At 74.0% G+C, this 20,035-nt stretch carries 20 protein-coding genes; 10 read left to right on the top strand and 10 right to left on the bottom strand.

The window, feature by feature from the left end; genetic code table 11:
• Positions 1-125: 125 nt before the first annotated feature.
• The 6 genes from FHL79_RS00570 to FHL79_RS00545 all read left to right on the top strand — a co-directional run bounded on the left by FHL79_RS00570 (position 126) and on the right by FHL79_RS00545 (position 4,762).
• The gene (locus FHL79_RS00570; protein ID WP_138756698.1) at positions 126-401 is read left to right on the top strand and encodes a hypothetical protein; all 276 of its coding nucleotides are present in this window, start codon (positions 126-128) and stop codon (positions 399-401) included.
• A 91-nt stretch (positions 402-492) separates the two neighbouring features.
• On the top strand, positions 493-1,572 hold the full coding sequence (locus FHL79_RS00565) for a sigma-70 family RNA polymerase sigma factor (protein WP_138756697.1): 1,080 nt from the start codon (positions 493-495) through the stop codon (positions 1,570-1,572).
• Positions 1,569-2,486 carry an STAS domain-containing protein gene (locus FHL79_RS00560; RefSeq protein WP_138756696.1) on the top strand — a complete coding sequence of 306 codons (918 nt, stop codon included), beginning with the start codon at positions 1,569-1,571 and terminating at the stop codon, positions 2,484-2,486. Before FHL79_RS00565 ends, FHL79_RS00560 begins: the two co-directional genes overlap by 4 nt.
• A complete protein-coding gene (locus FHL79_RS00555) occupies positions 2,483-2,872 on the top strand; it encodes an STAS domain-containing protein (protein ID WP_138756695.1) in 390 nt (129 codons plus the stop codon). Before FHL79_RS00560 ends, FHL79_RS00555 begins: the two co-directional genes overlap by 4 nt.
• Positions 2,869-3,156, top strand: coding sequence for a phosphatase RsbU N-terminal domain-containing protein (locus tag FHL79_RS00550; protein ID WP_171057941.1), 288 nt, complete (start codon positions 2,869-2,871; stop codon positions 3,154-3,156). Before FHL79_RS00555 ends, FHL79_RS00550 begins: the two co-directional genes overlap by 4 nt.
• Before the next feature lie 364 nt (positions 3,157-3,520).
• Entirely contained in the window at positions 3,521-4,762 is a 1,242-nt protein-coding gene (locus tag FHL79_RS00545; protein WP_138756693.1) for an EAL domain-containing protein, read from the top strand.
• A gap of 95 nt (positions 4,763-4,857) precedes the next feature.
• On the opposite strand, the gene glnA is transcribed toward FHL79_RS00545, so the two are convergent.
• Positions 4,858-6,291: a type I glutamate--ammonia ligase gene (gene glnA / locus FHL79_RS00540; protein WP_138756692.1), complete on the bottom strand. Its 1,434-nt coding sequence runs from the start codon at positions 6,289-6,291 to the stop codon at positions 4,858-4,860.
• Positions 6,292-6,464: 173 nt separating this feature from the next.
• Between glnA and FHL79_RS00535 the strand changes: the two genes are divergently transcribed.
• Positions 6,465-6,887, top strand: a complete 423-nt coding sequence (locus tag FHL79_RS00535; protein WP_138756691.1) for an RDD family protein — start codon at positions 6,465-6,467, stop codon at positions 6,885-6,887.
• A 72-nt stretch (positions 6,888-6,959) separates the two neighbouring features.
• Here FHL79_RS00535 and FHL79_RS00530 read toward each other — a convergent pair whose 3' ends face one another.
• Positions 6,960-7,610, bottom strand: a complete 651-nt coding sequence (locus FHL79_RS00530) for a response regulator transcription factor (RefSeq protein WP_342777081.1) — start codon at positions 7,608-7,610, stop codon at positions 6,960-6,962.
• Between the two features lie 5 nt (positions 7,611-7,615).
• The gene (locus FHL79_RS00525) at positions 7,616-8,773 is read right to left on the bottom strand and encodes a sensor histidine kinase (protein ID WP_138756689.1); all 1,158 of its coding nucleotides are present in this window, start codon (positions 8,771-8,773) and stop codon (positions 7,616-7,618) included.
• A gap of 134 nt (positions 8,774-8,907) precedes the next feature.
• On the opposite strand from FHL79_RS00525, the gene FHL79_RS00520 reads away from it, so the two are divergent.
• Together FHL79_RS00520 and FHL79_RS00515 are read left to right on the top strand one after the other, a co-directional pair.
• On the top strand, positions 8,908-9,840 hold the full coding sequence (locus tag FHL79_RS00520; protein ID WP_138756688.1) for an ABC transporter ATP-binding protein: 933 nt from the start codon (positions 8,908-8,910) through the stop codon (positions 9,838-9,840).
• Positions 9,837-10,685 carry an ABC transporter permease gene (locus FHL79_RS00515; RefSeq protein WP_138756687.1) on the top strand — a complete coding sequence of 283 codons (849 nt, stop codon included), beginning with the start codon at positions 9,837-9,839 and terminating at the stop codon, positions 10,683-10,685. Before FHL79_RS00520 ends, FHL79_RS00515 begins: the two co-directional genes overlap by 4 nt.
• A gap of 57 nt (positions 10,686-10,742) precedes the next feature.
• Here the strand turns inward: FHL79_RS00515 and FHL79_RS00510 are convergent, their stop codons facing one another.
• The 3 genes from FHL79_RS00510 to FHL79_RS00500 form a co-directional block, all read right to left on the bottom strand.
• Positions 10,743-11,585 carry a DUF4191 domain-containing protein gene (locus FHL79_RS00510; RefSeq protein WP_138756686.1) on the bottom strand — a complete coding sequence of 281 codons (843 nt, stop codon included), beginning with the start codon at positions 11,583-11,585 and terminating at the stop codon, positions 10,743-10,745.
• Positions 11,586-11,666: 81 nt separating this feature from the next.
• The gene (lipA, locus tag FHL79_RS00505; protein ID WP_218938272.1) at positions 11,667-12,656 is read right to left on the bottom strand and encodes a lipoyl synthase; all 990 of its coding nucleotides are present in this window, start codon (positions 12,654-12,656) and stop codon (positions 11,667-11,669) included.
• Between the two features lie 104 nt (positions 12,657-12,760).
• On the bottom strand, positions 12,761-14,197 hold the full coding sequence (locus FHL79_RS00500; protein WP_138756685.1) for a hypothetical protein: 1,437 nt from the start codon (positions 14,195-14,197) through the stop codon (positions 12,761-12,763).
• Between the two features lie 114 nt (positions 14,198-14,311).
• On the opposite strand from FHL79_RS00500, the gene FHL79_RS00495 reads away from it, so the two are divergent.
• A complete protein-coding gene (locus tag FHL79_RS00495) occupies positions 14,312-15,241 on the top strand; it encodes an LLM class F420-dependent oxidoreductase (protein ID WP_138756684.1) in 930 nt (309 codons plus the stop codon).
• 58 nt (positions 15,242-15,299) lie between these two features.
• Here FHL79_RS00495 and FHL79_RS00490 read toward each other — a convergent pair whose 3' ends face one another.
• Genes FHL79_RS00490 through FHL79_RS00475 form a run of 4 tightly spaced genes read right to left on the bottom strand, consistent with a single transcriptional unit; the run spans position 15,300 to position 19,688 of the window.
• Positions 15,300-16,121, bottom strand: a complete 822-nt coding sequence (locus FHL79_RS00490; RefSeq protein WP_138756683.1) for a phosphocholine cytidylyltransferase family protein — start codon at positions 16,119-16,121, stop codon at positions 15,300-15,302.
• Positions 16,122-16,123: 2 nt separating this feature from the next.
• Positions 16,124-17,221, bottom strand: a complete 1,098-nt coding sequence (locus tag FHL79_RS00485) for a CDP-glycerol glycerophosphotransferase family protein (RefSeq protein ID WP_138756682.1) — start codon at positions 17,219-17,221, stop codon at positions 16,124-16,126.
• Complete coding sequence (locus FHL79_RS00480; RefSeq protein ID WP_138756681.1) at positions 17,218-17,988, bottom strand: HAD family hydrolase; 771 nt, start codon at positions 17,986-17,988, stop codon at positions 17,218-17,220. Before FHL79_RS00480 ends, FHL79_RS00485 begins: the two co-directional genes overlap by 4 nt.
• Before the next feature lie 41 nt (positions 17,989-18,029).
• Positions 18,030-19,688, bottom strand: a complete 1,659-nt coding sequence (locus FHL79_RS00475) for a mannitol dehydrogenase family protein (protein ID WP_246080168.1) — start codon at positions 19,686-19,688, stop codon at positions 18,030-18,032.
• Positions 19,689-20,035: the final 347 nt, after the last annotated feature.

The raw sequence follows: 20,035 nt of genomic DNA, 5'->3' as shown, positions 1-20,035 counted from the left end.
TTCCACGAGTTCGAGGCGCTGGAGGCGGTCGGGGTGGCCCGCCGGGGCGTCCCGCGTCATCCGGTCGGTCCGGGAGCGTCGTCACCGGTGCAGGCGATCGGCCTGACCGAGGAGAGGTGGCGACCGTGAGCGACGACGACGCAGTCCGCGACGCAGGGAGCCGAGTCGGCTCGGCCGACCGGCGGGGAGCGGGCACCGCTCCCGGCCGGACCCTGCCCCGCGACCACCTCCGCCGGATCGCGGTGCTCCTGGAGACCGCGGCCGTGCTCGACGGCCGGGCGAGCCGCACCGGCAACGCGGTGTTCGCCGAGGTGCTGCGCGAGCGCGCCACCCGGCGCCGGGAGACCGCTGCCCAGCTCCGTGCGGGGCTGTGGGGGCCCGACCGGCGCGCTGCCGGGTGAGTCGCCGCGCCCCGGGAGGACACCGCTGACCGCCGTGCGGCGGGTCGACGCAGGAGGTGCGGATCGCCGGGACGGCGGTAGCGTGCCCGGCATGCCGGCCCCGGCACCCGCCGACTCCTCCCCGGAGCCCCGCGGCCCCCTGGACGTCGCGGCGCTGATCCCGATCGTCCGCCGCATCGTCGCCGCGCGCGTGCCCGACCGGGCGACCGCCGACGACCTGGTGCAGGAGACGCTGGCCCGGGTGCTCGCGGCCGTCGAGCGGATCGAGCCGGGCATGGTCGAGCCGTACGCCATCGTGACCGCGCGGAACGTGGTGGCCACCATGTGGCGGGACCAGGACCGGCAGCGGCGCCACCAGCACCGGGTCGTCGACCTGCGCCCACCGCAGCTGCCGGACGAGGACGTGCTGGCCCAGGAGGACCGGGCGGCGATGGCCGAGGCCCTGACCCGGCTGTCCGAGCGCGAGCGCAGCACCCTGCTGGCGCACGAGGTCTCCGGGCAGGACACCCACTCCCTCGCCGCCGAGCTGGGCTCCACGGCGGGTGCGGTGGCCGCGCAGCTCAACCGCACCCGCGCCCGGCTGCGGGTCGAGTACCTGCTCGCCGCCGACCGGGTCGAGCCCTCCACCCCGCGGTGCCGGCCGGTGCTGCTGGCCCTCTCCAGCGGCGACCGGCGGCGGCAGCGCGAGGTCGACGCGGCCCGGCACCTGCTGGAGTGCGAGCTGTGCGCCCGGCTCAGCGAGCCGCTGATGGGGCGCGGACGCAGCCGGGACGACGAGGTGCGGGTCGCCGTCCGCGCCGACGCGGACGTGGTGGCGGCCCGGCAGGCGGCGCGCGAGCTGGCCGCCCGGCTCGGGTTCCCGCCCACCGACCTGACCGAGATCGCGACGGCGGTCTCGGAGGTGGTGCGCAACATCGTGCGCTTCGCCGATGCCGGCGAGGTGCTGGTGGAGCTGCTGGACTCCCCGCGCCGGGGGATCCGGATCACCGCGCGGGACTCCGGGCCTGGCATCCCCGACGTGCAGGAGGCGCTGCGCGACGGCTACAGCACCTACCGCGGCCTGGGGCTGGGGCTGCCCGGTGCCCGGCGGCTGATGGACGAGTTCGCCGTGGCCTCCGAGCCGGGGCGTGGCACCACCGTGACGATGACGAAGTGGCGGGAGGACCGATGAACACCGAGGACACCGAGGACACCGAGGACGACGAGGTCGGCGGGGCGGCACCGGGAGGTGCGCCGGGGGACGACGACGGCCTCCTGCCCCAGCTGGTGGCCCACCTGCGGGAACACCGCAACCGGCTGCGGCAGGAGTGGGTCGGCCGGATCCACTCCGCGCACCTGCTCCAGGCGATGACCAGCCAGGAGATGGCGGCGGAGACGACGTCGGTCTACGACAACTACGTCGAGGTGCTCGAGACCGGCAGCGTCGAGGCGCTGCAGCACTACGCGCGGGACCTCTCCGAGCGGATCATCCCGCGCGGGGTGGAGACGCAGGAGGTCGTCGGCATCGTCCTGCTGCTGCGCGACGTGCTCGCCCGGTCGCTGTTCGAGAAGTACCAGCGCGACCTGCCGCTGCTCAACCGGGTGCTGGACGCCTACGAGCCAGCTGCCAACCGCATCGCCAACACCGTCGCGGTCAGCTTCGTCGACGAGCGGGAACGGGTCATCCGGCAGCAGCAGGACTCCATCCGGGAGCTGTCCACGCCGGTGCTGCGGGTCCGCGAGCGGCTGCTCATCCTGCCGATCATCGGGGTGCTGGACCGGGAGCGGGCCCGGCAGCTCACCGAGCAGCTGCTCACCGGGATCCGGGCGCACCGGGCGAAGGTCGTCGTCATCGACATCACCGGGGTGCCGGACGTCGACGAGGCCGTCGCCAACCACCTGGTGCAGACCGTCGACGCGTCCCGGCTGATGGGGGCCAGCGTGATCATCACCGGGCTCTCGCCGGAGATCGCCCAGACGCTGGTCACCATCGGGGTGGACCTGAGCCGGCTGGAGACCATCGGGGACCTGCAGGGCGGTCTGGAAGAGGCGGAGCGGTTGCTGGGGTTCATCGTGACGCGGGACAGCGAGGCGGCCGGGCCATGATCGCGGGGCCCCGGCTCTTCTCCATCCTGCGGCAGGGGACCTGCCTGATCGCCTCGATCCACACCGCGCTCGACGACTCCCAGCTGGTCCGCTTCCAGCACGACCTGATCGCCACGATCGGCCGGGACCGGGCGCGCGGGGTGGTCATCGACGTCGCCGCCCTGGACGTGCTCGACTCCTTCGCCACCTGCACGCTGCGCGACATCGGCAACATGGCGCGGCTGCGCGGCGCGGCGACGGTCATCGTGGGCATCCAGCCCGAGGTCGCCATCGCGATGGTCCGGCTGGGGCTGAGCACCGGGGTGGTGGAGACGGCACTGGACCTGGAGGAGGGGCTGGCCCTGCTGGACGGCCGGACGGCGGGATCCCCGGACGGACGGCGGTGAGCGACGACGGCGTCCGCCGCAGCTACCGGGCAGCGTTCCTGCGCTACCTGGCCCGGCACGAGGAGGCGGCACTGCACGCCGGCTACGAGATCGGCCGGGCCGGGCTGGAGGCCGAGCTCGGGCTGCTCGAGCTGGTGCAGGTGCACCACCTCGTGTTGATCGACGTCCTGCGGGACACCCCGGCGGACGAGGTCCCGGCGGTCGCCGCCGCGGCCTCGGACTTCCTGCTGGAGGTGCTGTCGAGCTACGACATGGTGCAGCGGGGCTTCCGCGCCGGCGGCTGACCGCGGGCCCGGGGCCACGTGCCCCCGAACAGGTCAGGGGGCACGTGGCATCCGAGGGGCGGTCGGGGTCAGGGACCGCCCTCCGCCACCGCGGGCCGGGTCCTCCGGGCGGCGGTGACGGCTGGTCTCTCGTCCTGCACCCCTGAAGACCCCGCAGGACACCCGGGATGACGTCTCGTCCGCCGGTGCCCGTCCGGCCGGCTCAGCGGCTTGACCAGGCGGCGGGCCGGGACCCCCGGCGCCGAGCCCGCGTCATGCGCCGGCGCGGGGAGCGTCCCCCGGCGCTGACCCCGACGGATGAGGCGCTCCAGCAACGGTCCCGATCGGCCGATGGGGTCGGGACCGAGGACGAGAGTGAGGGCACGTGAAGCGGAGACGATCAGACGCCGACCAGCAGGTCGCCGAGCTGCTGCGGACGGCCAAGGAGTCGCTGCAGCTGTCCGTGGCCTTCCTGAGCCGGCTGGACGGCACGACGCAGCACCTGGAGGTCGTCGAGTCCTCCGTGCCGTTCCTGTTCCAGGAGGGCAACCAGCAGCGTCAGGAGACCTCCTTCTGCCAGGCCATCCTGGACGGCGACCTGCCGGCGGTCATCCCCGACGTGCGGCAGCACCCCCAGGCGATGGCGCTGCCCGCCGCCCGGTTGCCGAGGATCCGCAGCTACGTGTCGGTCCCCGTCGTGCTCAGCGACGGCCAGCTCTACGGCACCTTCTGCGCCGCCGGGCTCACCACGGACAAGGGGCTCACCAAGCGCGACAAGTCGCTGATGACCGTCCTGGCGTCGGCCGCCGCGGTGATCATCGAGCCCGGCGTGCGGGAGCAGGAGCGGCGGCGCGAGCTGGTGGGTCGCCTGGAGCCGGTCCTCGCCGGCGGCGGACCGGTCGTCGTCCTGCAGCCCATCGTGGACCTGGGGACCGGGCTCCGCGTCGGGTCCGAGGCGTTGAGCCGGTTCCCGGCAGCGTGGGACAAGGCGCCGGACGTGTGCTTCGCCGAGGCGCACAGCGTGGGGCTGGGGCACGAGCTGGAGCTGATCGCCCTGAGCCGGGCCGCTGAGCACCTGACCGCGGTCGAGGGCTACGTGGCCATGAACATCTCGCCCGCCACGCTGCTGCTCCCCGAGTTCGCCGCGCTCATGGAGCGGTTGCCGCTGGAGCGGGTGCTGCTCGAGCTGTCCGAGCACGACCCGGTGGAGGACTACGCCGCCCTGGCCGCGGCGCTGGCCCCGCTCCGCGCCCGCGGGATGCGGCTGGCCATCGACGACGTCGGCGCCGGGTTCTCCTCCCTGCGGCACATCGTCGTCACCGCACCGGACGTGCTCAAGATGGACCGCAGCATCGTCTCCGGGGTCGACACCGACCCCGTGCTCACCAGGCTGGTGAGCTCCCTCGTCGAGTTCGGCCACGGCGGCGGGGCCACCGTGGTCGCGGAGGGTGTCGAGACCGCCGCCGAGGCCGTGGTCCTCCGGGACCTGGGCGTCGACCTGGGGCAGGGGTGGTTCTTCGGGCGGCCGGCACCGGTCGAGGCACCGGCGACCAGCCGGCCGGCACCGGCCGTCCCGGTCGCCCGGACCCCGGCGGACGAGGCGCCGGCGTTGGCGACCGGTCGCTGACGTCCCCGAGGTCCTCGGCCGGACACAGCGCAGCCCCCGCCGGGAGACCTGGCGGGGGCTGCGCTGTGTGCACGAGCCGGGAGCGGCTCGGTCGATCAGATGTCGTAGTACATCGCGAACTCGTGCGGGTGCGGGCGCAGCCGGATCGGGTCGATCTCGTTGGCCCGCTTGTACTCGATCCAGGTCTCGATCAGGTCGGAGGTGAACACGCCACCGTCGAGCAGGTAGTCGTGGTCGACCTCGAGCCGGTCGAGGACGGCGTCCAGCGATGCGGGCACCTTCTCGATGCCCAGCGCCTCCTCGGGCGGCAGCTCGTAGAGGTCCTTGTCGACCGGCGCCGGGGGCTCGATCTTGTTGCGGACGCCGTCGAGGCCGGCCATCAGCATCGCCGAGAACGCCAGGTACGGGTTCGCCGAGGGGTCCGGCACGCGGAACTCGATGCGCTTGGCCTTCGGGTTGTCGCCCGAGATCGGGATGCGGGTGCACGCCGAGCGGTTGCGCGCGGAGTAGACCAGGTTGATCGGCGCCTCGTAACCCGGGACCAGGCGGTGGTAGCTGTTGACCGTCGGGTTGGTGAAGGCCAGCAGCGAGGGGGCATGCGTGAGCAGGCCACCGATGTAGTGCCGGGCCATGTCCGACAGGCCGGCGTAGCCGGTCTCGGCGGCGAACAGCGGCTCGCCGTCCTTCCACAGGCTCTGGTGGCAGTGCATGCCCGAGCCGTTGTCACCGAAGAGCGGCTTGGGCATGAACGTCGCGCTCTTGCCGTGCGCCCAGGCGGTGTTCTTGATGATGTACTTGAACAGCATCAGGCTGTCCGCCGAGCGCAGCAGCGTGTCGAACTTGTAGTTGATCTCGGCCTGGCCGCCGGTGCCCACCTCGTGGTGGCCACGCTCGAGCTCCAGCCCGGCGTTGGTCAGGTTGACCATCATCGTCGAGCGCAGGTCGCTCTGGTGGTCGATCGGCTCGACCGGGAAGTAGCCGCCCTTGGGCCGGGTCTTGTACCCGAGGTTGGGGCCGCCGTTCTCACCGGTGAGCGACCCGGTGTTCCAGGAGCCCTCGACCGCGTCGATGTGGTAGTAGCCCTCGTTGATCGCGGTGTTGTGCCGCACCGAGTCGAAGACGTAGAACTCGGCCTCCGGGCCGAAGTACGCGGTGTCGGCGATGCCGGAACTGGCCAGGTAGGCCTCGGCCTTCTTCGCCACGTTGCGCGGGTCGCGGCTGTAGGCCTCGCGCGTGATCGGGTCGTGGATGAAGAAGTTGATGTTCAGCGTCTTGTGGATGCGGAACGGGTCCAGGTACGCGCTGCTCGCGTCGGGCAGCAGCAGCATGTCCGACTCGTTGATCGCCTGGAAGCCGCGGATCGACGAACCGTCGAAGCCCAGGCCGTCGGCGAAGGTGTCCGGGCCGAAGGTCTCCGCCGGGATGGTGAAGTGCTGCATGACGCCGGGCAGGTCGCAGAACCGGACGTCGACGAACTTCACGTCGTTGTCGCGGATGTACGCGGTGACCTCGTCGGGACTGTTGAACATCGATCCTCCGGGAATGGACGGCCAGCTCGAGGAGAAGTTACGAGCGGGGGGTTGCTCCGGGGTGTCTCCGGTGTTTCGTCGCGGTAACAACGGCCCCGGCGTGTCGTCCGGGACGACGATCGTCACCCCCGTGACCCGGCCGGGTGCTGCCGGGGACGACTTACGCTTGCGAGGTGACCAGGGACGACGTCCAACCCTCTCAGGAACGGGCCCGCGGCGCCGGACTGGGGCTGCCGGCCACCGGGCCCGGGTCGCTGGCCCCCTTCGGCCGCCGGGTCGGTCAGTACCTCATCGACGCGGTGGTCTCGGGCCTGGTCGCGGCGCTGTTCACCGCCCCCGAGCCGCCGGAGCTGTGGAGCCTGCTGACCTTCGGCGTGATGACGGTGGTCTTCCTGGTGCTCGCCGGGCAGACCCCGGGGATGCGGCTGCTCGGTCTCCGGCTGGCCCACCCGCACCCGGGGCAGCGGCTGGCCCTGTGGCGGGCCGTCGTCCGCACCGGGCTGCTGATGCTGCTGATCCCGGCCCTGGTCGTCGACTCCGACGGCCGCGGGCTGCACGACCGGCTCACCGACACCGCGGTGGTCCGGGATCGCTAGGCGAAGGACCCCGTCCCTCGCGAGCTCGGGACGAGCCTCCGGACGGCGCCGACCGAAGCCGGAGGACGAGCCTCACTTCTCGACCCGCAGGCCGGACTCGATCGCGAACACCACCAGCTGGGCCCGGTCCCGGGCGTGCAGCTTCAGCATCGCCCGGCTGACGTGCGTGCGCACCGTCGCCGGGCTGACCACCAGCGTCGCGGCGATCTCGTCGTTGGACCGGCCGGTGGCGACCCAGCCGACGACCTCCCGCTCCCGTTCGGTCAGCTCCGCGACGCCGGCGTGCGGCGCGCTCCGGCGGGCCGGCCCGGCCGTGAAGTGCTCGATCACCCGGCGGGTGACGGTGGGGGAGAGCAGCGACCCGCCCTCGGCGACCACCCGGACGGCGCGGAGCAGCTCGGCCGGTTCGCCGTCCTTGAGCACGAAGCCGCTCGCCCCGGCGGCCAGCGCGGCGAAGACGTACTCGTCGAGCTCGAAGGTGGTCAGCACGATGACCCGGACCGCGGCGAGCGACGGGTCGGCGGCGATCTGGCGGAGCGCCTCCAGGCCGTCCATCTCGGGCATCCGCACGTCCATCAGGACGACGTCGGGCAGCACGGTCCGCACCAGGGTCAGCCCGGTCCGGCCGTCGGCCGCCTCACCGACCAGTTCAGTGTCGGCCTCGGTCTCCAGCAGGGCGCGCAGGCCCATCCGCACCAGGGCCTGGTCGTCGACGACGGCCACCCGGATCACGGGGTGCGCCCCCGGACCGGCAGCTCGGCCCGCACGACGAAGCCGTCCTCGACCCCGGTCTCCAGCCGCCCGCCGACCGCGGCGGCGCGCTCGTGCATCCCGGGGATGCCGAGCCCGGCGGGTGCGCCGCCTGCCGGCCCGGGGCCGGAGTCGCGCACCTCGACGAGCAGGCTGCCGGCGGTGCAGCGGACGGTCACCCAGGCCGGGGTGTCGCCGGCGTGCCGGAGCACGTTGGTCAGCGCCTCCTGCACGATCCGGTGGGCGGCGGCGCCGACCTCGGCCGGCACCCCGGGGCAGTCGTCGAGCCGGGCGTGCAGCACCAGCCCGCCGGCGCGCATCCGGTCGAGGAGGGCCGGCAGGTCGGCCAGCCCGGGCGTGGGTCGCAGCGCGGGGGACCCGCCCGGCGCGGCCGGGTCGCGGAAGCGCAGCAGCTCCGCGCGCAGCCCGTCCAGCGACTCGCGGCTGGTGGCCTGGATGGCGGTGAGCAACTCGCGTGCCCGCGCCGGGTCCTTGTCCAGCACGTGCAGGGCGACCCCGGACTGCAGCGCGATGACCGCGAGCCCGTGCCCGACGCCGTCGTGCACCTCGCGCGCGATCGCCAGCCGCTCCTCGGAGACCGCCCGCCGAGCCTGCTCGGCGCGCACCCCCGCCTCGGCGCCCCGGCGGGCCTGCCGGGCGGCGCCGATGGCGCCGGGTGCGGAGACGACGGCAGCCCAGCCGACGGCCCAGGCCAGCCGGGGCACCCAGCCGCCGGCGTCGGCGTCGAGGGCGTGGGGCAGCGCGGTGACCAGCACGAAGACGGCGCCGGCGACGGCCGCCGTGCGCCACGGCACCCGGGTCGCCACCGCGTACGCCGCCACCGGGCCGGTGAGGAGGACCGGTCCGAAGGGGTGCCCGAGCAGCAGGTAGCAGCTGATGGCGGCGCCGCACACGGTCAGCGTGACCAGCGGGGACCGGCGGCGGACCAGCAGTGCCAGGGCCGCGACGCCGGCCAGGACGTAGGCCGTGACCCCCGGGTGGGGGAGTCCCTGGTTGCGGGCGGCCGCCCCGGTGCCCAGCCAGCACATCAGCAGCAGCACCGCGGCGGGGCCGACGTCCCACCACCAGTCGCCGGGCAGCCGGCCGCGGCGGACCGGTGCGGCGGGAGCGGTCACCCGCCGACGATAGGACCGCGGGACCCTGGCCGGCGTCGTCGTCCTGACGTCATCGGCCTACGCAGTCCTGCGTAGGCCGCGAGCCGCCCGACGGCGGATGCGGGCGACGGCCGGCGCCGCCGAGGGTCACCGGCATGACCGACACCATCGTGCGCACCGACGCACTCAGCAAGCGCTACGGGGACCGGCTGGCGGTCGACTCCGTCAGCCTGACCGTGCGGCAGGGGGAGGTGTACGGCTTCCTCGGCCCCAACGGCGCGGGGAAGACGACCACCCTCCGGATGGTCCTGGGCCTGGTCCGGCCCACCAGCGGCCGGGCGGTCGTGCTCGGCGGAGCGCCGGGCAGCCCGCCGGTCGTCGGCCGGGTCGGCGCCCTGGTCGAGGGACCGGGCTTCTACCCGTACCTGTCCGGCCGGGACAACCTGCGGGTGATGGCGCGCTACCAGCAGGTCGACGACCGGGGCGTCGACGCCGTGCTCGACCGGGTGGACCTGCGCAGCCGGGGCGGTGACCGGTACAGCCGCTACTCCCTGGGCATGAAGCAGCGTCTCGGTGTCGCTGCCGCCCTGCTCGGCGACCCCGACCTGCTGGTGCTCGACGAGCCGACCAACGGCCTGGACCCGGCCGGGATGGCGGACATGCGCGCGCTGCTGGTCGACGTCGCCGCCGGTGGCCAGACCGTGGTGCTGTCCAGCCACCTCCTCGCCGAGGTCCAGGAGGTCTGCGACCGGGTGGGCGTCATCGCCGGCGGTCGGTTGCTGGCCGAGGGCACCGTCGCCGAGCTCCGCGGCGCGACGGCGGTGCTGCTGCGCGCCCGGCCGCTGGACCTCGCGCTCGCCGTCGTGATGCGGGTCAGCGGCGACGACGCCGTCGAGGTGGTGCACGGCGGTGCGGGCGACGCGCTGCGGGTGCACGCCGGGCCCGCGCTGATCCCGCAGCTGACCCGGGAGCTGGTGAGCGCCGGCGTCGACGTGCTGGAGGTGCGGACCGTGGAGAGGTCGCTGGAGGAGGTGTTCCTGGCGATGACCGGGGCGCCGATGACGCAGCCCGCCGGCGGCGCGCGATGAGCGCGCTGCTGGCCAGCACCCGCGCCGAGCTGCTCCGGCTGCGCCGCTGGCCGGCGACCTGGGTGCTGATCGGCGTCTGGTTCGCCCTGGACCTGGCGTTCGTCTACGTCTTCGACTACATCGCCTACCGCACCGGCGAGGCCGCGGGGCCCGCCGACCAGGTGCCCCGCGCGCAGCTGCTGGCCGGTCTGCTGCCCGACGCCGTGCCGGTGGCCGCGGTGCAGGGGACGCCGCTGTTCGGTGGGGCGATCCTGCTGATCCTGGGCGCGCTCGCGGCGGGCAGCGGGTTCGGCTGGGGCAGCTGGAAGACGGTGCTCACCCAGGGGCCGGGGCGGGGGACCGCCTTCGGCGGCACCCTCGTCGTCCTGGCGCTCACGGTGGTCGGCCTCGTGCTGGCCACCCTCGGCCTCGATCTCGCGGTGGCCAGTGTGCTCGCCGCAGTCGAGGACCAGCCGGCGACCCTGCCCTCGATCGGCGCGCTCGCCGAGGGTGCAGGCGCCGGCAGCCTCGTGCTGGGCATGTGGTGCGCCGCCGGGGTCCTGATCGGGGTGCTGACCCGCAGCCCGGCGCTCGCGGTGGGGCTGGGCCTGGTGTGGGCGCTGGTGGTGGAGAACCTGCTGCGCGGGGTGGCCGACCTGATCGGTGGGCTGGCCGTCGTCACCGACCACCTGCCCGGCACGGCCGCCGGCTCGCTGGTCGGCGCGCTGGGGGGCAGCACGGGGGAGGGCACGCCCGGTGTCCAGACGATCCTGACCGGCGGGACCGCCCTCGGCGTCCTGTTGGGCTACCTGGTGCTCTTCGCCGTCGGCGGGCTGGTGCTGATGCGCCGCCGCGACCTGGCGTGAACGCACCAACGCCCCGGCTGCGGGGAGCGGCCGGGGCGTTCGCGTGCTGGACGGGCGTCAGCGCCGGCGGACCTGGCGCTGGCTGACCGACATCTGCCGGCCACCGGGGAGGGGACCACCGGGCACCGGCATCCGGGCGCCGCCGAGCGCGGCCATCCGCTTGCCGAGGGCGTTGACCTCGGCGCCGGTGAGGTTGCGCGGGAGCTTCATGACGTGCGCGCTGAGCTTCTTCAGCGGGACCTGGCCTTCGCCGTCGCCGACCGTGACGTCGTAGATCGGGGTGTCGCCGACGACCTTGGCGATCCGCCGCTTCTCCTGGGCGATCAGGCTCCGCACCCGCTGGGGGTTGCCCTCGCCGACCAGCACGATGCCGGGCCGGCCGAGCACCCGGTGGACGGCGTCCAGCTCCCGGTTGCCCGCAGCACCCGACGTGACCCGCCAGTCGCCGCGCATGCCCTCGAGCACCCAGCTCGCGGCGCCGGGCTGACCCTCGACCTGCCGGTAGGCGGTGCCCTGGGCCCGGCGACCGAAGACGATCAAGGCGGCCAGCAGACCGAGCAGGACAGCGATGGGCAGGAACAGGAACGGGGAGCTGAGCAGGATGCCGATGAGCTCGACCACCGCGACGACCACCACGAAGGCGATGAGCATCACCCAGGGGAGCTTGGGGTCGTTCTTGTAGGTCATCTTGTAGGCCTGGCCGATCATGCCGGCCTGGTTCTTCATCTTCGCCAGCCGCGAGACCTTGGGCTGGCCGTCCTTGCCGACCTTGGGCTTGCCCTTCTTGCCGGCGCCCACGGCCGTCGAGCCCTTGGTCCCGCGTCCGGGCGGCCCGCCGGCCGGGCCCCGTCCGGCCGTGCCGGAGGGAGCGGAGGTGTCGGTGGACCTGCTGCGTGCCATGCCGCCCAGGATAGGCGAAGGACCCGCCGCCCCCCGCACTCGCGAGCTCACGGCGGGCCCCCTGCACGCGGGCCGCGGGACTCAGGCCGTGGTGACGGTGAGCCCGCGCGCCTCGGCGGCCTGCTGGTAGAGCCGGCCGGCGCGGTAGGAGCTGCGCACCAGCGGGCCGGCCAGCACGCCGGCGAAGCCCATCTCCTCGGCCTGCGCCTGGAAGCCGACGAACTCCTCGGGCTTGACCCACCGGACGACCGGGTGGTGCCGGACGCTGGGCCGCAGGTACTGGGTGATCGTCAGCAGGTCGCAGCCGGCGTCGTGCAGCGCCTGCATGGCCTCGACGATCTCGTGCGGCTCCTCGCCCATGCCGAGGATCAGGTTGGACTTGGTCACCAGGCCGGCCTCGCGGGCGGCGGTGATGACCGACAGCGACCGCTCGAACCGGAAGCCGGGGCGGATCCGCTTGAAGATCCGCGACACGGTCTCGACGTTGTGCGCCAGCACCTCGGGCCGGGAGGAGAAGACCTCGGCCAGCTGGTCGGGCTCGGCGTTGAAGTCGGGGATGAGCAGCTCGACGCCGCAGCCGGGGATCTGCTGGTGGATCTGCCGGACCGTCTCGGCGTAGAGCCAGGCACCGCCGTCGGGCAGGTCGTCGCGGGCGACACCGGTGATCGTGGCGTAGCGCAGGCCCATCGAGACGACGCTCTCGGCGACCCGGCGAGGCTCGTCGGCGTCGAAGTCCGCGGGCTTGCCGGTGTCGATCTGGCAGAAGTCGCAGCGCCGGGTGCACTGGTCACCGCCGATGAGGAAGGTCGCCTCGCGGTCCTCCCAGCACTCGTAGATGTTGGGGCAGCCGGCCTCCTCGCAGACGGTGTGCAGCCCCTCGCGGCGCACCAGCGACTTGAGCTCGGTGTACTCCGGCCCGGTCCTCAGCTTCGTCTTGATCCACTCGGGCTTGCGCTCGATGGGTGTCTGGCTGTTGCGGACCTCCAGGCGCAGCATCTTGCGACCGGCCGGCTCGATCCCGGAGGACGTCCGCGGGGTCTCCGTCGGCGCCTCCTCCATGCCCAGGCTCATGGCGAGCACGGTACTCCCGCGGATCAGCACGCCCGGGGCCCCGACGCGACACAGGGGCCCAGCCGGATCGGCTGGGCCCCTGTGTCAGGGAGTGGTGCAGCGGGTCAGCCCGCGGCGTCCTCGTCGGGGCGGGTGCCCCGGCTGGGTGCCGAGTTGCCGGCGCTGCCGGGGGCCTCGGTGAAGCTGTCGGGCGCAGCCGTGGCGACCGGGCTGTCCGGGTCGTTGGTGCTGCCGGTCGCGGTGGTCGGACGGTCCTGGTTGCTGGGCTCGCCGGGTCCGGAGGCCGGCTCGGCCTCCAGGGCCCCGATGCCGCCCTCGGCCGGCCCGGAGTCCGACGGTGCGGTCATCGACGTGGACACCGTCTTGCCCTGGGCCTCGGGGCTCTCGGATCCGCCTGCGGGGGTGCTCGGTGAACTGGGCACGGGGTCCTCTCGGTAGCTGGGCACGGGGCCGTCGCCGGTCGGCGCAGGCGTCCACTGGTCCTCGGGGGCGTTGCGGCGGATCAGGATGACGACGCCCGCGGCGATCGCGGCGAGCGCGGTGACCACCCACGGCCAGCGGCGGGGCTGGGGCGTCTCCAGGCCCACGCTCCGCCTGACCGAGGTCACCGTCGCCGCGGTGCGCTTGGCGGCCTGCTTGCGGGCCCTGGCGGTGGCCTTCTCCATCTCCGCGCGCCGCTTGACGGCCTTCTGGGCCAGCTTGTCGGCCTTCTTGCTGAGCTTCTCCGCCTTCTCGCCCGCCGCGCTGGTGGTCGCGTCGGCGGCGGCCCTGAGGGCGGCGACCCGGACGGCGGCCTGCACCCGCGCGGCCTCCGCCGCGGCAGCAGCGTCCTTGCGGACCTTGCCGCTCTGCTTGGCGGTGGCCGCGCTCAGCGTCGCGGCGGTCGCGGCGAGGTCGGCGCTGCGGGAGTCGAGCTGGGCACGGGCAGCCTCGACCTGGGCGGCGAGGTTGGCCCGGGCGCTGTCCAGCGCTGGACCGGCCGCGTCACGGGCAGCGCTGATCCGGGGGCCGGCGGCTCCGCGTGCCGCGCTGATCCTCGGAGCGGTCGCCGCCACCTGGGCGGCGAGGTTGGCCCGGGCGGCGTCCAGCGCCGGGCCGGCGGCCCCGCGTGCCGCCTCGATCCGGGGCACGGCCGCGGCGACGGCGGTCTCCAGGTTGGCGAGGGCGGCCTTGCTGGCCGCCTCCAGCCGGGGGACGACGTCGGACTCGTAGGCCTTCTGCGCTGCTTCGATCCGGGGCGCGAGGCTCTTCTGGGCCGCCTCGAACCGCGGCACGAGGCTCTCCCGCGCAGCGTCCAGGCGGGGCACGAGGACCTCCCGCGCCGCGTCGAGCTGCGGGGCGATCGCGGCGACCGCCGCCTCGACCCGGGGGGCGACGTCTGCGGCGTAGGACTGCTGCGCGGCCTTCGCAGCGGCGGCGACCTGCGGACCCAGCTGCTCGGCCGTCGCCTTCCGGGCCTCGGCCACGGCTGCGCCGATGTGGGCGAAGCCCTCCTGCAACTCGGCGCCGATGACCTCTGTCCGGCTCTTCTTGCGGAACACTCCAGCACCTCCGGTTGATCGCGTCGCGATCATCCTGCCCGGCATCGCCCCCCGGCACACCCCCAAGCAGGAATCCCCGCGGCAGCAGGGCCGGCGGGTGGCTACGTTCGGGCGGTGCAGCTACGGATCTTCACCGAACCCCAGATGGGCGCCACCTACGACGACCTCCTCGCGGTGGCCCGGCGCACCGAGGAGACCGGCTTCGACGCCTTCTTCCGCTCCGACCACTACCTGACCATGGGCGGGGACGGGTTGCCCGGCCCGACCGACGCCTGGGTGACCCTGGCCGGGTTGGCCCGGGAGACCAGCCGCATCCGGCTCGGCACGCTGATGACCGCAGCCACGTTCCGGCTGCCCGGACCGCTGGCCATCGCGGTGGCGCAGGTCGACCAGATGAGCGGTGGCCGGGTCGAGCTCGGCATCGGGTCCGGCTGGTTCGCCGAGGAGCACGGTGCCTACGGCATCCCCTTCCCCGAGCTCGGTGAGCGCTTCGACCGGTACGAGGAGCAGCTGGCGGTGATCACCGGGTTGTGGGGCACCCCGGTGGGGGAGACGTTCGACTTCGCCGGCACCCACTACCAGCTCAGCGGGTCACCGGCGCTGCCCAAGCCGGTGCAGCCCGGCGGCGTCCCGGTCCTGGTCGGTGGCAGCGGCCGGAGGCGCACGCCGCGGCTGGCCGCCCGGTACGCCGCGGAGTTCAACGTGCCCTTCGCCTCGGCCGAGGACAACGCGCGGCTGTTCGCCGGGGTCCGCGGGGCCTGCGAGGAGGCCGGCCGCAACCCCGCCGACCTGGTGAACAGCTCGGCGCTGGTGCTGTGCGTGGGGAGGGACGACGCCGAGCTCCGGCGCCGGGCCGCGGCCATCGGCCGGGACGTCGACGAGCTGCTCCGCTCCGGGGTGGCCGGCACGCCGGCGCAGGCGGTGGACACCCTGGGCCGCTACGCGGAGGCCGGTGCGAGCCGGGTGTACCTGCAGGTGCTCGACCTCTCCGACCTCGACCACCTCGACCTGGTGGCCGCCGAGGTCGCCCCGCAGCTGAGCTGAACCGACGAGCGCCCCACCCCCGGCAGGGGTGGGGCGCCCGTCGGTCGGGTCCGGTCGGTCAGCCCAGCTCGTTCGACAGCGGCTCGAGCGCCGCCCGGGAGCCCAGCCAGGTGTTCGCCCGCTGCAGGTCCTCGTCGAAGTCGACCTCGACGGCGGAGAACCGGGAGATGTCCAGCGGGTGGAAGCGCACCTTGGCGTGCTGGACGGCCAGCTCCATGCCGCGCTCGAAGTAGTCGTGCAGCTCGCACGCGGTGAGGTGCTCGATCAGGGCCGCCTTGTCGGCGCTGGACACGAAGTTGATGCCCACCGCCTCGCCCAGCCCGCCGACGACGGTCTTGGACAGCTCGGCGATGAAGCCGTCGCCGTCCAGGGTGTACTTGACCTCCTCGTCGGCGACCGTGGACGTGTCCACGCAGACGAAGCTCTCGTCGGCGTGCACCAGGGACGCGGCGTGGTCGAGCACCGCGGGGTCGAACACCACGTCGCCGTTCATCCAGAGGACCCCGCCCGGATGCGAGGTGCGCAGCGCGCGCAGCAGGCTCTGCGAGGTGTTGGTGACGGCGAAGTCCGGGTTGAAGGCGAACCGCAGGTCCGGCTGCGCCCGCATGACGGCCTTGGCCCGGTAGCCGACGACCGCGGTCACCGACGCCGCGTCGCCGAAGACGGCGCGGATGCCGTCCAGCTGCTGCTGCATGATGCTCCGCCCGTCCATCAGGGGGGTCAGCGGCTTGGGCAGCTTGCGGCCCAGCCGGGTGCCCATCCCCGCGGCGAGGATCACCACCTGCGGGGGCGCGGGAGGGGTCTCGGACGAACGACTGGCGACGGCCGGACGCGACCGCCGATCGCTGTGCCCGGTCAGGATCGGGTCTGCAGTGCGCATGCTCATCTCCTCGGTTCGTTGTTCGCTTGCTGGGGCGGGAAGAACAGGTCGAGGACCCGTTCGGTGGCGTGGCCGTCCTCCAGGGAGCAGAAGGTCTCCTGGAAGCGGGTGTACTCGGGCGTGGGCACCCAGGGCCGGCTGCCGAGCTCGGCGATCGCGGCCAGGACCTGGTCGCTGGTCGCCAGCAGCGGGCCGGGTGCGGCCTCGGCGAGGTCGAAGTAGAACCCGCGCAGCTCGTCGGCGAAGTAGTCCAGGTCGTAGGTGAAGTTGATGATCGGCCGGCCGGTGACGGCGAAGTCGAACATCGTCGAGGAGTAGTCGGTGACCAGGACGTCGGCGGCCAGGTAGAGGAACCGGATGTCGGGGTGGGCCGACACGTCGCGGACCGGGCCGCCCTCGGGGAACTCCAGCCGGTCGGAGACCATCTGGTGCAGCCGGAGCAGCAGCACGTGGTCCTCGCCGAGTCCGGCGGCGAACTCGTTCAGGTCGAGCGGGAAGGTGTGCTGCGGACCGCCGGCCTCGGCGAAGACGAGGTCGTCGCGCCAGGTGGGGGTGTACAGCACTGCGGTGACCCCGTCAGCGATGCCGAGCTGCGCGCGGACCTCGGCGCGGATGCGGTCCCGGTCCGGCGAGCTGAGGACGTCGTTGCGCGGGTACCCGGTCTCGTGCACCGGTCCGGTGAAGCCGAAGGCCTGCCGGAACCGCGGGGTGCTCGCTGCGTTCTGCGAGAGCAGCACGTCCCAGCGGGCGATCTCGGTGTCCAGGTAGGCCAGCCGGCCCTCCGGCGCCCACAGCACGTCGTTGTGGATGCGCTTGAGCGGGGTGCCGTGCCAGGTCTGCAGGTAGGTGGTGCCGGGCCGCTTGTCCCAGTCGAACCCGATGTGGTCGTTGGAGACGACGACGTCGGCCGCCTCGAGGGCGGCGCGTGCCTCGGCGCTGCAGAAGTCGACCGTGGTCACGTCGGCCGGGAAGTCCGCGACCCGGTCGGGCCGGGCCAGCCAGACGTACTCGTGGTCGTCCCCGCGCTCGCGGAGGGCCTCGTAGAGGACCCGCGGGTTGTCGGCGTAGACCCCTTGGAAGCTGTTCAGCACGACCTTCACCGGGCACCGCCCGCCCGGGTCAGCGAGGTCTCGGGAGCGGGCCGGAGCAGGTCGGTCAGCTCGGTCCAGGACGAGACGACCGCCAGCACGCCGGCCTCGCGGAGCTGGGCGGCGCGCTCGGCCCGCTCGGCCGGGGGGACGAAGCGCAGGTTGCCCACGGTCGGGCAGCCCGCCCGGACCGCGGAGAGGGCCCCGGGCACCGAGTCCTCGACCGCCAGGCCCTGCTCCGGGGTGATCCCCAGGTCGGCGCAGGCGTGCAGGTAGACGGCCGGGTCGGGCTTGCTGGTCGGGGTCGGCAGCGAGTCCTCCGCGCTGTACCGGCGGCTCGCGGGGACCAGCTCGTCCAGCCCGGTGGCGGTGAAGCACCCGGCCAGCCGGGACAGCGCGCTGGAGCTGACCGCCGCGAGCGTGAGCCGCGTCGACAGCGCGGTGAGCGCGGCGCTGACCTCGGCGTCGGGGCGGAGGGTCTGCGCGAGGTGGCTGGTGACGGTCACCTTCTCCTCGGCGACCCAGGTGTCGAGGTCGACGACGTCCCGGCCGGCGGAGGCGGCGAGCTCGGCCGCCGTCGTCCGGAAGTTCTTGCCGGTGGTGGCCAGCCGGAGCTCCTCGGCGGTGAAGCGCAGGTCGATGCCGTGTGCGGCCAGGAAGCGGTTGGTGACGTCGGCGGAGGCGACGAAGGCGGGCTCCTCGGAGGGGAACAGGTTCCCGTCCGCGTCGCAGAGCAGGGCCTCGAGGCTCTCGGCGAGCGCTGCGGTGATCGGTGGCATCGGTGCGCCCTCCTCAGGGTTCGGTCGGGTGGGTGGCCGGGTCATGCGGGCAGCAGGCGATCGCCGACCGCCGCCACCGTGGCCACCGGGACGGACGAGAGCGCCGCGGAGCGAGCGCGCCGACCGTGGTCCACGGCTCGACCCGCGGGCGCGGGGGTGACCGCATCGTGGCGAACACCGGCTGCGTAGTCCACCGCGGCGGCGAGCGTCGCCCGGACGCCGTCCCGCTCCAGCCGGCGCAGCGCCAGCGCCACCGCGTCGACGAACGCCGGGTCGTCGCCCAGGTCGCCGAACACCGAGCGCACCTCGAGCAGCGGGCGGGGGTCGGTGCCGCCGGCCCGGGCCAGCTCCTGCAGCTCCGCGGCGCGTTCGTCGGCGACGACGAGCTCGTTCCCCGCCAGGTCGGTGCCCTGCAGGTAGCGGCACCAGCCGGCGACCGCCAGGGTGAGCAGCCGGCTCGGCCGGCCGGTGGCCAGCGCCGTGCGCAGCGTGGGCAGCAGGTAGAGCGGGACCTTCGACGAGCCCCGCCGGCACAGCCGGTCGAGGCGGTCGCCGATCGAGGGGTCGGCGAAGCGCTGCAGCAGGCTCCGCTGGTACCCGGCCAGGTCGACCCCGGCGGGAGGCGGCAGCAGCGGGGCGATCTCCTCGGCCATCAGCCGGGTCACGTACCGGCCGAGCACCGGGTCGGCCATGACCTCGTCGACGCGGGTGAGCCCCGCAAGCTGCCCGAGGTGGCCCAGCGCCGAGTGGCCGGCGTTGAGCAGCCGGGTCTTCATCAGCTCGTGGTCGCCCACGTCGGTGACGAACTGGACGCCGACCCGCTCCAGCGGGGGCCGGTCGTTGCAGAAGGAGTCCTCCATGACCCACTGGGAGAACCGCTCGGTGATCACCGGCCATGCGTCCGCGACGCCGAACCGCCGGGCGATGTCGTCCCGGTCCTGCTCGCTGGTCGACGGGGTGATCCGGTCGACCATGCTCCCCGGGAAGGCCACGTTGTCGGCGATCCAGCGGGCCAGCACCTCGTCGCGGAGCTGGGCGAAGCCGACGACGGCGGCGCGGGCGGCTTCGCCGTTCTGCTGCATGTTGTCGCAGGAGAGCACGGTGAACGGGCGCTGGCCGGCCCGGCGGCGGAGGTCCAGCGCCTCGACGATGTAGCCGAACAGCGACCGCGGGTGGTGCGGGTCGGCGAGGTCGGCGAGCACCGCCTCGTCGGGGGCGAACTCGCCGCTGAGCGCGTCGATCCGGTAGGCGTTGCCGGTCACGGTCATGGTGACCAACCGGGTGCGCTCGTCGGTCAGCAGCGCCAGGACCGTCTCCGGCGAGTCGGGCGCGAAGTGGTAGTCGACCATCGAGCCGATCACCCGGGCCTGCTCGCCCGCGGAGCTGCGCTCGACGACGGTGTACAGGTGGTCCTGGGGCCGGAGCGCGTCGCGCATGGCCGGGGAGTGCAGCCCGACGCCGATCACACCCCAGTCGGACACGCCCTGCTCGGCCAGGTCGTCGAGGTAGACGAGCTGGTGGGCGCGGTGGAACCCGCCGACGCTGAAGTGGACGACCGCAGGGGTCAGGGCAGCCCGGTCGTAGGTGGGCACGCGGAGGCGGCGTGCGTGCACGCCGAGGGTGCGCTCGGACAGCGGGACGGCCTCCGGTGCCGGGGCATCGATCATCCCGACCCTGCCGTGCGGGGCGCCTGCTGCCATGCGTGACCTCCTCGTCTGCGTCAACGTGCTCGACCTGCGGGTTGTCCCGCGTCCTGCCCCTGCCTGCCGCGCCCGCGTGTCCGGGCCCCGCCGCGACCGACCGTCCCTCGCGCGGCCGCCCGGGGGCGGCCGCAGCGTCAGGGCCCTTCCCGCAGCTGCCGGCACCACCCTGACCAGGGGCGGGCCGTCTGCGGTCGTTCGCCAGGCGGCGCTGTTGCTCAACGCCGGGAGGTCTACGTGCCCTCAGTGTCGCACGGCAAACGCCCAGGTGATCATGACCACTGGTCCGGACCGGGTCCACCGCCCGCGGACACCCCGCCCGGAGGGGCGAGGTGTCCGGGTCGGGG

Origin of the sequence: Modestobacter altitudinis (assembly GCF_005930475.1) — a bacterium.
Lineage (GTDB): Bacteria > Actinomycetota > Actinomycetes > Mycobacteriales > Geodermatophilaceae > Modestobacter > Modestobacter altitudinis.
Note: the sequence above shows the minus strand (reverse complement) of the source record. Positions and strands in the feature narration are given on the sequence as shown.